Annotated in this window: 11 protein-coding genes; 9 read left to right on the top strand and 2 right to left on the bottom strand. The window is 69.3% G+C overall.

Features of this window, described 5'->3' with window-relative positions; all coding sequences use genetic code 11:
* Nucleotides 1–68: 68 nt before the first annotated feature.
* The 4 genes from ACFQVD_RS42650 to ACFQVD_RS42635 all read left to right on the top strand — a co-directional run bounded on the left by ACFQVD_RS42650 (nt 69) and on the right by ACFQVD_RS42635 (nt 3915).
* Nucleotides 69–995, top strand: coding sequence for a D-alanyl-D-alanine carboxypeptidase family protein (locus ACFQVD_RS42650; RefSeq protein WP_343969798.1), 927 nt, complete (start codon nt 69–71; stop codon nt 993–995).
* A 95-nt stretch (nt 996–1090) separates the two neighbouring features.
* Nucleotides 1091–1537, top strand: a complete 447-nt coding sequence (locus tag ACFQVD_RS42645; protein WP_343969795.1) for a RidA family protein — start codon at nt 1091–1093, stop codon at nt 1535–1537.
* Nucleotides 1538–1895: 358 nt separating this feature from the next.
* Nucleotides 1896–2876 carry a hypothetical protein gene (locus ACFQVD_RS42640; protein WP_343969792.1) on the top strand — a complete coding sequence of 327 codons (981 nt, stop codon included), beginning with the start codon at nt 1896–1898 and terminating at the stop codon, nt 2874–2876.
* A gap of 295 nt (nt 2877–3171) precedes the next feature.
* Entirely contained in the window at nt 3172–3915 is a 744-nt protein-coding gene (locus tag ACFQVD_RS42635) for a hypothetical protein (protein WP_343969789.1), read from the top strand.
* A gap of 71 nt (nt 3916–3986) precedes the next feature.
* On the opposite strand, the gene ACFQVD_RS42630 is transcribed toward ACFQVD_RS42635, so the two are convergent.
* Together ACFQVD_RS42630 and ACFQVD_RS42625 are read right to left on the bottom strand one after the other, a co-directional pair.
* Nucleotides 3987–4844, bottom strand: coding sequence for a TrmH family RNA methyltransferase (locus tag ACFQVD_RS42630; RefSeq protein ID WP_343969786.1), 858 nt, complete (start codon nt 4842–4844; stop codon nt 3987–3989).
* A complete protein-coding gene (locus ACFQVD_RS42625) occupies nt 4837–5646 on the bottom strand; it encodes a DUF4184 family protein (RefSeq protein WP_343969783.1) in 810 nt (269 codons plus the stop codon). The genes ACFQVD_RS42630 and ACFQVD_RS42625 overlap by 8 nt, the downstream gene beginning before the upstream one ends.
* Before the next feature lie 187 nt (nt 5647–5833).
* Between ACFQVD_RS42625 and ACFQVD_RS42620 the strand changes: the two genes are divergently transcribed.
* From ACFQVD_RS42620 to ACFQVD_RS42600, 5 genes are all read left to right on the top strand, one after another.
* Nucleotides 5834–6460, top strand: coding sequence for a hypothetical protein (locus ACFQVD_RS42620; protein WP_343969780.1), 627 nt, complete (start codon nt 5834–5836; stop codon nt 6458–6460).
* 242 nt (nt 6461–6702) lie between these two features.
* The gene (locus ACFQVD_RS42615) at nt 6703–8484 is read left to right on the top strand and encodes a substrate-binding and VWA domain-containing protein (RefSeq protein ID WP_343969777.1); all 1782 of its coding nucleotides are present in this window, start codon (nt 6703–6705) and stop codon (nt 8482–8484) included.
* Nucleotides 8485–8674: 190 nt separating this feature from the next.
* Nucleotides 8675–10429 carry a sigma factor gene (locus tag ACFQVD_RS42610; protein ID WP_343969774.1) on the top strand — a complete coding sequence of 585 codons (1755 nt, stop codon included), beginning with the start codon at nt 8675–8677 and terminating at the stop codon, nt 10427–10429.
* Between the two features lie 521 nt (nt 10430–10950).
* On the top strand, nt 10951–12078 hold the full coding sequence (locus ACFQVD_RS42605) for a GNAT family N-acetyltransferase (protein WP_343969771.1): 1128 nt from the start codon (nt 10951–10953) through the stop codon (nt 12076–12078).
* Between the two features lie 153 nt (nt 12079–12231).
* Complete coding sequence (locus ACFQVD_RS42600; protein WP_343969768.1) at nt 12232–13062, top strand: glycosyltransferase family 2 protein; 831 nt, start codon at nt 12232–12234, stop codon at nt 13060–13062.
* The last annotated feature ends 2 nt before the right edge of the window (nt 13063–13064 follow it).

Below are 13064 nucleotides of genomic sequence, written 5' to 3'. Positions count from 1 at the left end.
GTCAACTTTTCCATAGCCAAACAGCCAACTTCCGCATATCGACGGTGGCCTCTGTCAGCATGGCTCGCATGCATCACGGGGGAATCCGCCTCATCACCCGCGCGGCCCTGGTCGCCACGGCCGCCCTGGTCACCGCGCCGCAGGCACCGGCCCTGGCCGCCGGACCCCCGACATCCGCCCCGGCCGCACCGGTTTTCAGCGCCGCACCCGCCGGCCGAGGGCGTGCCTCCGTGCCCTCGGCGCCGGGGCGGGCCGCGTACCTGTACGACACCGGCACCGGAGCGGTCCACCTGAGCAAGCAGGCCGGCAAGCGGATGCCGGTGGCCAGCCTGACCAAGGTCATGACGGCGTACGTCGTGCTCAGGGAGGCGAGGCTGGACGACACCGTCACGATCCAGGCGGCGGACGTGCGGCACGCGGCCTCGAACGGCGCGACCCACGCCTCGCTGCGCGCCGGAGAGCGGTTGACCGTCAGGGACCTGCTTTACGCGGTCATGCTCCCCTCGGCCGCGGACGCCTCCCATGCCCTGGCCCGCGTCTACGGGCCGGGCAACACGAGGTTCGTGGCGAAGATGAACGCCACCGCCCGCTCCATGGGCCTGGTCGACACCGCCTACGCCAGCGCCGACGGCCTGCCGAAACCGGCCCCCGGCCATTCCACGGCCCTGGACCAGGCGAAGCTGGCCGAGATCGCGCTGCGCGACCCGGTGCTGCGGACCATCGCCTCCAGCAGGCGCCACGTGGTGGCCAGCTCCAAGGTCCATCGGGCGCACTCCTGGACCAACTCCAACAAGCTGCTCGGCAAGACTCCCGGGGTCCTGGGCCTCAAGACCGGCTACACCGGCGCCGCCGGATACTGCCTGTCGTTCGCCGCCGACCGCGACGGCCACCGCCTCGTCGGCGTCATCCTCGGCGAGTCCAGCGCCGACCGGCGCTTCCAGACCGCGAGGCGGCTCCTGGACTGGGCGAGCGAGCAGACGCCGCCCGAGCTGTGATCAGGCGGTACGACCCGAACTCGCCGACGATCCGTGCGTACCGCGAGAACACGAAGGATTGGACGTACCGGCGCCAAGTGCCTACGGTTTGCCGCATGACAGAGCGGTTCGCGATCCTGAGTGGTTCGACCTTCGAGGAGCAGATCGGGTACGCGCGGGCGGTGGTCGACGGCGACCGGGTGCACGTGTCCGGGACGACCGGCTTCGACTACGCGACCATGACGATCTCCGACGACGTGGTCGAGCAGGCCGGGCAGTGCCTGCGCAACATCGAGGCGGCGCTGAGCGAGGCGGGCTGCTCGTTCGCCGACGTCGTCCGGGTGCGCTACCTGCTGCCCGACCGCGAGGACTTCGAGCCCTGCTGGCCGACCCTGCGCGACCGCTTCGGCGGGGTCCGCCCCGCGGCGACGATGCTCGTGTGCGGCCTCGCCGACCCCCGCATGAAGATCGAGATCGAGGTGGACGCGCGCCGCCCCGCGGCACCGGCCGCCGTTGAGGCCGATGACGTCGCGCCCGATACGGCGCCCGCGGCGGAATCGTGATCGTCGAACGCGCGTGACCCTCGACCTGTCCGGCCGCCGAACGACGCCGTCAGCCGGGTGTGGAGATTCCCGCCGGCCGCCGGAAAAAGATCACTGACGAGAATGCGACAAAATAGCATTAAATAATATATTTCCGCAATTACTGCCTAAATAAGTCGCCGAATTGACGGATGATCTTCTTGGGCTCCCCTCCGGATACGGCCGCACGGAGGGCGGTGACCGCTGTCCCCAAGATCTTCCGAATGGAGAAATGGCCGCGCGCCCGATATTTCTTCCCACCCTCACATCCGGGGCAATACCCTGGTAGGAACTGAAGCACGTGGTATCGAGGCCCCGGAGACGCGCCCGGAGGGAAACCGTGCTGAAGTCGAGACTGCGCGACCGGGGGTATTCCTCGCGGAGGGGGACGGCATGGGGAGGCGCGGCCAGGCGTTATCGCGTCGAACCCCAGAGACGGCGGCGACCAAAGTCGCTGGCCGGTTCTGTGACATGGCCGTTTGAATTCATCTGGATTCGAAGGGGATGGTCCACCATCACGGCGAGCCGTCCATCACGGCGGAGACAACTGGCGCGATGGGTCATACTTTTCTATGCCACCAATGTGCTCTGGAACATGTGGGAGACCTACCAGGGCAATCCGCAGGGCTTCACGACCTACCTCCGCGGCGAACAGGACCTCCTGCCGCTCCTCTATCTCCCGCCGCCCCTGCTCAAGGCGGACCTGTCCTCGTGGATGGACCTGTCGTTTCTGGCCGTGATGCTCCTGATCCTGTTCTGGGCGATCGGCCCGCACAGCCTGCTGAAGGTGACGATTTATCTTCTCGTCGTATTCGGCATAGCGCTGATAGCACCGATCAGCCGCGGATCCACCCGCGCCGCGGTCGTCTCGGCGTGGACCTGGTGGATTCAGACGGCATGGCCGTGGCTCGTCAAGGCCGCCCTGAGCCCCTGGACGACAGCGGTTCTCGGCCTGCTGCTGGCGGCCGGTTGCCTTTTGGCCTTCCTTTTCACCGGCCACCAGGTCATCCGTATGGCCGGAGGACTGATCACAGACGAGATGGACCTGCTGGACGCGACGCGATTCCTTACCTTTGTTCTCGGGGGCGCGATCGTTCTCGGCGTTATCTCGGAGATAGCCGCGTGGTCCGTTCAGCTCATGCGAAACAGCCACGCCTTTCCCGGTTGGCCGCCCTTCCTGTGGACCGTCTTCATCACGACCCTGGCCGCCACCACCGCCGTCACCCTGGAGATGGCGTCGGAGGTCCGGCCTCCCGCCGCTGAGGAAACCAAGCCCGCGACCCCTCACCGTGAACCCGACGAGGATGACCCCTGGCTCTGACCCGGGACCGCCTCGCACGCTGAGATCAGCGGTGCGGGGCGGCCGCCACCACCTTCGCTCCTCTCGCGCGAAGGCACCGCGCGTCAACCCGTGGCACGCGATCGCGGCGGCGGCCACCACGTTGAGCGAGTCCACGCCCGCGGCCATCGCGGTGGAACCCATGACGTGGACCCGGCCTTCCCGGAGGTCGGCGAAGGGCCCGGCCCAGCGGATGCGGTCGTTTCCAAGAGAACACCAAGCCTGTCTTGCAAGGTTCCTGCCAGCGGCGACGTGGTGTCGCCTGAACGGGAGAACCATGAGCGGGAAAAAGAGCACGCTGGCGGTCGGCGTGCTGGCCGGGTTGCTCGTCGGCGGTTCGGGGATGGCGATCGCCAACGTGGCCGGCGACGACACGACGATCACCGCCTGCGTCAACGCCAGGGGCTCCGTCAGGATCCCCGTGCAGAGCGCCTCGGACCCGGAGACGGTGGGTTCGGCCACGCCCAGCCCCCTGCCCTCGGGCTCGTGCCTGGCGGGGGAACAGCCGCTCACCTGGAACCGGCAGGGACCGGCCGGCCCCCAGGGCCCCGCGCTCGGCGGGCGGACGAGATACCTGAACATCACCAGTGGACCGGAGCTCAAAAACTTTCGCGACACAAACGTGCTCTGGATCCCGATGGACGCGGGATCGTATGTGATCGACGCCCAACTGACGTTCGCGGCCAATGTCACCCAGACCCGAAAGGCCTACTTCGCCGAGTGCACCGTCCTCGCCGCCCAGCCCCACGCCGATCCGGGTGGCTCCTTCTCGACCGGTTACACGGACGAGGACTGGACGTCCCTGGCACTCCGTTACGCGTTCACCTTCTCCGATCCCGGGTTCCTCATCATGAACTGCAAGGGGGGCTCCTTCGTCGACGACTCCTTCAAGGTGCGCAACACCAGCAACAGCGTCGTCATCCAGGAGGTCTCCTCGGTCACCCAGGAGACCTATGCCACCCCGCCGCCCGTTCCTACGGCGCTGCCCTCATCGTGGCCGACTCCCGGGGCGGGAAACTGAGCCACGACCGCCGCGCAGGCGACCTCCGGCTGGAAAGGAGCGGATGTACCGTGGAGCCGGGCCGGTAGAGCTCAGCCCGCGCGCATCAGGCCGTGGCAGGCGATGGCGGCGGCGGCGACCACGTTGAGGGAGTCGACGCCGAGACCCATGGCCGTCGGGCTCATCGGGATGCAGACCGGCTCGTCGGCCTCACGCAACCAGCGGGAGGAGAGCCCGTCCCCTTCCGAGCCGAGCAGCAACGCCACCCGGTCGGCCATGTCGACCCTGTCCAGAGGCGTGGCGGACTGGTCGGGGGTGAGGGCCAGCGTCTGGAAGCCCGCTTCGCGCAGCTCGGCCAGACCCGCGTACCAGTCGGTCATCCGCGCGTACGGGATCGCGAAGACCGCGCCCATGGAGACCTTCACCGATCTTCTGTACAGCGGGTCGGCGCAGCGCGGCGAGAGGACGACCGCCTCGACTCCCAGCGCGGCGGCGCAGCGGAAGATGGCGCCGACGTTGCCGTGGTCGACGAGGTCCTCCAGGACCAGGACACGCCGGGGCCGGATGCCCGGCTCCGGAGCCGCTCTCTCCGGAAAGGAGGCCCTGCCGGACAGGATCTCCTCGACGGAGGGCAGTGGGAGACGTTCCATCGCGGCGAGGGCACCCCGGTGGACCTGAAAGCCGGTGAGGCCCTCCACGACGGCGTCGTCCACGATGTGGACCCGGCCTTCGAGGGTGTCGAGGAGGTCGGCGAGGGGCTCGGCCCAGCGGGGGGTGAGCAGCACGGAGCGCACGGGGTAGCCCGCCGCGACGGCGCGGCGGATGACCTTCTCCCCCTCGGCTATGAAGAGGCCGTGCTCGGCCTCCAGGCTCTTGCGCAGCTCGACGTCGCGCAGGTCGGCGTAGTCGGCCAAGGGGCCGGCCAGGTGGGGGTCGATGGCTTCAGGCACCCTCGAATACTGTCACGACCCGCCTGAGCTGCCATATCAGCGCGTGGACCAGGAGCATGGCGGAGCAGCCGACGATTACTCCCGCGCCCAGCCTTGTCACGAGTTCCGCCATGCCGCGTGGCGGGAAGGCGATCGGCCAGGCGATCGCGCCCAGCAGGACGGACAGGGCGGTGGCCAGGAACACGGCCATCCGCCCGCGGGCGGAGATGATCAGCCGCTCGGGGACCGGCCGGGGCTCCATCCCGGACAGCCCGCGCCAGGCCCACCAGAACACGACCGCCAGGCCGACCACCGTGGAGGTGTACTGCAGCAGGCGGAACAGCGGAATCACGTCCGCCACCCGGGTGTCCAGCCAGCTCCAGCCCCACATCGCGGAGCTGTAGGAGTGGGTGAAGGAGTCCCAGAGCTTGTGGGTGAGGGCGCCCACCGCGCCTCCGGCGATCACGGCGGGCAGCCGCCGCACCCCGTACATGCCGGGAGTCAGGGCTGCGGCGCGCCCGGCGAGGCCGGGGGGCAGTAGCGCGGTCAGCGGGTCGCGGAGCACCAGGTGGAAGACCGCCAGCAGCACGGCCACGGCGAACGGGTCGATCGTGAGGACGCCCTCGTAGGAGTGCCAGATCGTGTAGTCGGGCAGGAACGGGAAGAAGATCGGCAGATCGGGCACCATGGCCCCCAGAGCGAGTGCCCAGGGATCAAGCAGGCGGCGCATCCGCTCCGAGGAGACCAGCGGCAGCACGGCGGCCACATGACTGGGCGTGAACGGCACGGGTTTCCCTTCGACGATCCACTGGGGCAGATCCATCCTGTGACACGAACACAGCGCGCGGGCACGCCGCCGTGCGGCCGGGGCTTGGCCGAGGGAGGCGAGAGGCCGTCCCCCCGGGAGGGGAGTGGCCGGCGCGGCGGGGAGCCTTGCCACTTCCCCACATGCGAACACTCTGTGACGACTAGATTACCGGACGCCGTTGATCGGGGATTCGGAGGTTGTCGTGACCGACCAAACTGTGCTGGTGCCCAGCGTCGAGTGGCTGCGCGACGCCCGCAGGGCCCGCCTGCTCTCCGTGGTCACCCTCCTCTGGCTGGGCGCGGAGAGCGTGCTCGGCATCGCCGCGGGGCTGGGAGCGCACTCCGTCGCCCTCATCGGCTGGGGCACATCGGCCCTGGTGGAGGCGGCGGCCAGCCTGATCGTGGTCTGGCGGTTCACCGGTTCGAGGACCGGTTCCGCGCACGCCGAGGAGCGGGCACGCAAGGCGGTGGCGGTCAGCTTCTGGCTGCTGGCCCCCTACCTGGTGCTGCATGTGGCACACGACCTGGACGCGGGGCACCGGCCCCTGCCGAGCCTGCTCGGGATCGCTGTGACGGCGACCAGCGCGATCGGCATGCCGTTCCTGGGGGTGGCCAAACGACGGCTGGCCATCCGGCTGCGCTCGGCGGCGACCGCCGGCGAGGGGACACAGAACCTGATGTGCGCGCTGCTCGCCACCGGGGTGCTGGCCGGACTGGCACTGAACACCGCCGGGTGGTGGTGGGTGGATCCCGCCATGGCGGTGCTGCTGGCGGCGGTGGCGGTGCGGGAGGGGTTCAGGGCGTGGCACGGGCACTCCTGCCGGCACTGACCGCGCGCGTCGACCGTGCGCACCGACCGCGCGCCTCCGGCGGACGGGCACTCCCGGCACCGGCGATCACCGATCGATCCACCAGGACGCAGGGTGTCACCACAAACACATATGGTGATAACAGCACCAAAAGGAGTGTTTTGCCACAGTAACCGTTCCAAGTACAGTTCCGTGAATGTTGCGGACAACCGCCCGATAGGGTGACCCGCTAGCTTCCTGACATCGACATCGAAGAGGGAACCGTGGGACGTCACCGTACGGATGAACTCGAGGACGGCTACCCCTCCTACAAGGAGGCGAAGCCCAGGCGGAGGCGTGGCGGACGCGGCAAGGTGCTGGTCCCGCTGGCCGGTTCCGTCGCCCTCGCGGTGCTGCTCGGGGTGGCCGCGTTCGTGGTCATCAACCGTGACCGTGGGTGCGCGGGTGACGCGCTGCCGCTGCGGATCACCGCCTCGCCGGACATCCAGCCCGCCCTGTCCCAGATCGCCGAGCGCTTCAACAAGGCGGCCCACGAGGTCGAGGGCAGGTGCACCACCGTCGCGGTGACCAAGGGCGCCTCGGCGACCGTGGCCTCCTCCCTGGGCGGGGTCGGCGGCAAGGCCGCCGCGATGGACCTGTGGATCCCGGACTCGGGACTGTGGGTGGCGAACCTGCGGGCGAGGAACCAGGATGTGCCGGAGGCGGGCGCGTCCGTCGCGCACTCCCCCATCGTCATGGTGGCCTCCGGCTCGGTGGTGCCGAACCTGAAGAAGAGCTTCGGCGAGGCCAGCTGGGGCGGCATGATCAACGCCGCCAACGTGGCCAATGTCGACGGTCCCGGCCGCAAGGTGCGCGTGCTGGTGCTGGATCCCTCGCTCAACGCCGCCGGGCTCGGCGCGCTGCTGGCCGCCGCCGGGGTGGCCACCGCCTCGGGCGCGGGCGAGGAGCAGCTGGTCGGCGCGCTCAAGAACCTGTCGGGATCGACCTCCACGGTCCGCGACCAGGACGCGCTGCTGTCCAGCCTCGGTGTCAAGGGCAGCAAGGCTCCGCTGGGCATCGCCTCGGAGCAGGGTGTCTGGGCGTTCAACAAGGTCAAGAAGCCCGAGGTTCCCGCCGTGCCGCTCTATCCGGCCGAGGGGACCATCAACCTCGACTACCCGGTGGTGATCACCGCGAAGGACGCCGCCGTGCGCAAGGCCGCCGAGGCGTTCCAGAAGGAGCTCGACAGCGAGTCCTCCAGGAAGACCCTGCAGGATCAGGGCTTCCGCACCCCGGACGGCAAGGGCGGAAAGGCGATCTCCGGCTCCGCGGGCTTCCAGGCCAAGGCGCCGCAGGCGATCGAGACGCCCGACGGCAAGACCGTCGCGAGAATGTCGCAGACCTGGTCCCGGATCAAGCTCGGCACCAGGCTCGTCACCCTGCTGGACGTCTCGGGGACCATGGCCCTGCCGGTGCCGGGCACCGGCCTGACCCGGATGCAGGCGATCAGCAGGATCGCCGTCGAGGGCATGAAGCTCTTCCCGGCCAAGAGCGAGATGGGGCTGTGGGAGTTCTCCACGCACCTCGACGGCCAGGGGGTCGACTACCGTGAGACGGTCCCGGTCGGCCCGCTCACCGAGGACATGAACGGCGTGCTGCGCAGGGACGTGATCAACCAGAAACTGATCGGGGCCCAGGCCAAGGCGACCGGCGACACCGGGCTCAACGACACCCTGGCCGCCGCCTACCAGCAGATGACCGACGAATACCAGAGCGACAAGATCAACACGGTGCTGATCCTCACCGACGGGGCGGGCAACGACGACCCGGACGGGGGGATCAGCAACCAGCAGATCCTGAAGCGGCTGAAGGAGCAGTTCGACCCGGAGAAGCCGGTCAGCGTTCTGATCATCGCGTTCGGCCCCGACGCCCCCAAGGGCAAGCGGCAGATGGACGCCCTGGCCAAGGCGACCGGCGGGGACGCGTACATCGCCAAGGACGTCCTGGAGGTCAGGAAGTTCTTCCTGGAGGGCATGAAGCGCCGGCTCTGCGCTCCCAACTGCTGATCCGGCATCGCGTACGGCTGGTGTCACATTGGCACCAGCCGCACCAATTTCCCCAGGTCATACCAGGTCGGCATGATATTGACCCATCTGGTCAACCGGTTGCGGGGAGGTGACGTCCTACGCGTGTGGGGCCTGGAACGGGCGAGCGACGAAGCCCGTGAACGAGCCCGTCCCGCGGGGAGGAATGTCCGTGCCCGGATGGCCGACCGTCGGCCGAACCGACGACCAACAACTCGTTGAGACGCTGCGGCGCGCCGACGCGACGGCGCCCGCGAACCTCTACGACTCCTATGCCGAGCGTCTCCACGACTATGCCCACTCGCTGCTGGGCGACCGCGAGAACGCCGCGGGCGCCGTACACGACGCCCTGGTCACGGCCCAGGGCCACGTGGACCGCCTGCGCGACCCCGGCCGTCTGCGCGCGTGGCTGTACGCCCTCGTACGGGTCCGGTGCGCGGGCGCGGAGCGCGGCGGCCCACGGGGGACGGCAGCGCCTCCCGACGTCCATGACGACCCGGGCGAGCGGGAGTTGGCCGCCCTGGTCCACGAGGCGATGGCGGAGCTGGGCGGGCAGGAACGCGAGGTGCTGGAGCTCTCACTCCGTCACGATCTCGGTGGCGGCGAGGTCGGCGCGGTGCTCGGACTGACCTCCAGGCAGGTGGCGGCGAGGCTCTGCCGGGCCCGCGACCACCTGGAGAACGCGGCGGCCGCCGTGGTGCTCGCCAAGGTCGGCCGGGCGCACTGCCCCGACCTGTCGGCGATGGTCGACTCGTGGGAGGGCCCCCTCACCACGATCCTGCGCAGGCGGCTGTCGGCCCACATCGGCCGCTGCGAGGTATGCGTGGAACGCAGGGACCGGCATGTCTCGGCCGGGCGGCTGCTGGACCTGGTGCCACCGGCCTACCCGCCGCTCTCGTTGCGCCGCCGGGTGATCGAGACCTGCCTGAACCCGGACCTGAGCGAGGAGCGCGCCTCCGTCGTCGCCCGGGGCGACCACTTCGACAGGACCGGTTTCCCCGCGGAGGGGCAACGGTCACCCGGCCGCCGGCGGTCAGGGAGGAAGGAGTCGGCCGGCGGACGGACGCGCGGCAAGGGGAGCCGTGGAACCGGACAGGCGGCCTCCCCCACGGGGAACGCCGCGGGCACCCGGTCCCGGCGCGCGGCGACGCCGCCGGATGGCGAGGGGCGGCGCACGGAGGTGCTGCCGGCGCAGCGGCGGAGGCAGCGGAGGCGCAGGGGGCCCGTGCTACTGCTGGCGGCGGCGTGCGCGCTGGCGGCCACCGGGGCGGTGGTCGCGGTGGGCGGGCAGGACCTGGCCGGCGGGGCGTCGGGAAACGCCCAGGCCGCACCGGGTACGGAACACGCGCTGATCACGCTGGAGCCCGGCCCGGAGCCGACACCCGACCTGCCACCGGAGGACCCGGAGACGGCTGCCCCGGAGACGGCGGACCCGGAGAGCGCGCCGACCCCCACTCCGCGAAGGACCCGAACGACCGGGACATCCGCCCCCGCCCCCACCGCGACGCGGCCGGCGCCGACCCGCAGGTCCTCGGCGGGACCGGCCCGCGCCACCACCCCGCCTCCCGCGGCCGGGCGGCTGACCGTCTCGTGCCCGTCGGACATCGGAGAGGGCGCCGGGCAGATTCAGCTCGCGGCCCGCAACGCCGCGCTCTCCTGGTCGGCGACCACCTCCGGCGGGCTCGACGTGCATCCCGCCCGGGGACGGCTGAAGGCGGGTGCGAGGGCCATGATCTGGGTCACGGCCAAGGACCCCTCGGAGAGCGGCGCGGGACGGGTCGCGTTCAGGTCCGCCGGGGGCAACACCGGATGCGCGATCTCTTGGGAGAACCCGGAGGCGGACGCCACCGCGCCTCCCCCGGATCCGGCCCCCGACCCGACCCCGGCCCCCTCCGCCGGAGCGAGTTCCGAGGGGGAGGCAGGCTGATCCCCGCATCTCGTTTTACCTAACACCGAGACTTCTCTCAGGAATCCGGTAAACCATGGACTGGTGCCGAGCGTCGGCATTGACGTCCATGCTGAGTGATTGATCACATGAAGGCGCGATCAGTCACGTCATTACCAACCGGGAGTTTCGGAGATGTCGATCAACCGCAGAGTGCTCAAATGGGCGCTCACCTTCGCATGTGTCGCGGGGGCCGTGATCGCCTTGGTGGACATCGACACCCCGTTACGCCTGGTTCTCACCCCCCTGTTCCTGTTGGCGGTACCAGGCGTCGCAGTGGTAGGACTGTTGCGTGATCGTGACCCTCTTGCGGCACTATCAGTGGGGGCAGCGGCAAGCCTGGTTGTGAACGTCCTCTTGGCCGCTGCCATGCTCACTTTTGACGCATGGTCGCCTCGTGCCGGAGTCGCGACGATCGCGGTGCTCGGCGGTTTCATATACGTACTACGCGTGTTGTATCGGGGGAGCGGGAGCTTGCAGACCGAACAGGGGGTCAGGTCAAGGTGAACATCGTCATCGTTCGCCCGGGAGACCTCGGGGAGTCCGAGATCTCGCGATGGCGGGAGTTACAGGTAGCCGACCCGTCGCTGGACAACCCCTTCCTCTCCGTGGAGTTCGCGCTCGCCATGGGGCGCCTGCGCGACTACGTCCGCGTCGCGGTCATCCAGGACGACGGCAAGATCGTGGGATTCTTCCCCTACGAACGGCACAGCTTCGGGATCGGCAAGCCGCTCGGCGGCTTCCTGACCACCTGCCACGGACTGATCTCGGTCCCCGGGCTCGACCTGGACGTCCGTACCCTGCTGCGCGCCTGCAGGCTCTCGGTCTTCGACTTCGACCACCTGGTCCCCGGCCAGCCGACGTTCGCGGCGTACGAGACCGACGTGCGGCCGGCGCCGGTGATGGACCTCAGCGTGGGCTTCGAGACCTACATAGAGCAGGTGAAGGCGAACTCGCCGAAGAACCTCAAGACCGTCCGCTACAAGGAGCGCAAGCTCGGCCGCGAGCAGGGCGAGATCCGCTTCGAGTGGGACTCGTCCGACCTCGGCACGCTCCGCACGCTCACCAACTGGAAGTCCGACCAGTACCGCAGGACGGGCCGCGTCGACCGCTTCGCCCAGCCGTGGATCGTCCAGTTGCTCGACGAGATGCACGCCGAGAAGTCCGAGAGTTTCGCGGGTGTCCTGACCATGGTCTACGCCGGAGACAGGCCCGTCGCCGGGCACTTCGGTCTCCGTACCGCGACGACCCTGGTGGGCTGGTTCCCCGCCTACGACACCGAGTTCGCACGCTACTCCCCCGGCATCATGCACCACCTGCACATGGCCGAGCACGCCGCCGGCTCGGGACTGCGGCAGGTCGACATGGGCAAGGGTGGGCGCGAGTACAAGAGCTGGCTGAAGAGCGGTGACCTCTTCGTCGCGGAAGGCCGCGTCTCGCGTCCCTCTCCCGCGGCCGCCGTCCACTGGATTGGCCGTACTCCGGTCAACAAAGCACGAACGATCGTTACGGATCGCCCGCATTTGTACAGACTTGCCGACCGGGTGCTGAAGGGGTTCGGCCGTATGCGCTCCCCCGCGCAGAACCAATCCAGCACCCCGGTCGTCAAGGAACCATGGGGAGTGGGTTAGACCGCTCCCGTCATCGCACCCCATTCGCCAGGACCCTCGCATGCAACCCTCATCGCATTTGCCATTTCCCCCGATCCCTCCGATCGCCTATGGCCTCGGGTCCGTCCGCCAGTCGCCCCTGACGACAGACCGCCCGGAAGGACATCCGTCATCATGAGTCCCGAAGTCGCCAAGCACTACAACAACAAGCCCCCCCTGAGGGCGGTGCCGCCCATCGAGCGGTTCACCCCCATCACCCCCAATGTGGCGATCTCCCCGACCGTCAGCGTCGTCGTACCGGCCATGAACGAGGCGGAGAACCTTCCGCACGTCTTCGCGACGCTGCCGCAGTGGATCGACGAGATCGTCCTGGTGGACGGCAACTCGGTGGACGACACCGTCGCCGTGGCCAGGAAGCTGCGCCCCAACGTCCGCGTGGTCCACCAGACCGGCAAGGGCAAGGGCAACGCCCTCTCGGCCGGATTCGCCGCCTGCACCGGCGACATCATCGTGATGATCGACGCCGACGGGTCCACGGACGGCCGCGAGATCATCCAGTTCGTGGGCGCGCTGGTCACCGGGGCCGACTTCGTCAAGGGGTCGCGCTACGCGTCCGGCGGCGGCAGCGACGACCTGACGTTCATCCGCAAGTTCGGCAACAAGTCGCTGACCGCACTGGTCAACAGGATGTACGGCACCAGCTACAGCGACCTGTGCTACGGCTACAACGCCTTCTGGGCCCGCCACCTGGACGTGCTCAACCTCGACTGCGACGGCTTCGAGATCGAGACCCTGATGAACGTCCGCGCCGCCAAGGCCGGGCTCAAGGTTCACGAGGTGCCCAGCCACGAGCGCTGCCGCATTCACGGTGAGAGCAACCTGCACGCCGTCCGCGACGGCATCCGGGTGCTGAAGACCATCATCCGCGAGTGGCGGAGCAACCCGGCTCCCGTGGTGCACGAGCCGGCCACCTCCACCCGCGCGGCGGACCAGGGCGCCGCGTAGCC

The organism is Streptosporangium amethystogenes subsp. fukuiense, from assembly GCF_042665875.1.
GTDB classification, from domain to species: Bacteria; Actinomycetota; Actinomycetes; order Streptosporangiales; family Streptosporangiaceae; genus Streptosporangium; species Streptosporangium fukuiense.
This window is presented reverse-complemented; position numbering and strand designations above follow the sequence as displayed.

What these genes read in the sequence shown, in the direction of transcription:
- ACFQVD_RS42650 (WP_343969798.1), top strand. Translation starts at nt 69, where the DNA reads ATGCATCACGGGGGAATCCGCCTCATCACCCGCGCGGCCCTGGTCGCC.
- ACFQVD_RS42645 (WP_343969795.1), top strand. Translation starts at nt 1,091, where the DNA reads ATGACAGAGCGGTTCGCGATCCTGAGTGGTTCGACCTTCGAGGAGCAG.
- ACFQVD_RS42635 (WP_343969789.1), top strand. Translation starts at nt 3,172, where the DNA reads ATGAGCGGGAAAAAGAGCACGCTGGCGGTCGGCGTGCTGGCCGGGTTG.
- ACFQVD_RS42625 (WP_343969783.1), bottom strand. Translation starts at nt 5,646, where the DNA reads ATGGATCTGCCCCAGTGGATCGTCGAAGGGAAACCCGTGCCGTTCACG.
- ACFQVD_RS42600 (WP_343969768.1), top strand. Translation starts at nt 12,232, where the DNA reads ATGAGTCCCGAAGTCGCCAAGCACTACAACAACAAGCCCCCCCTGAGG.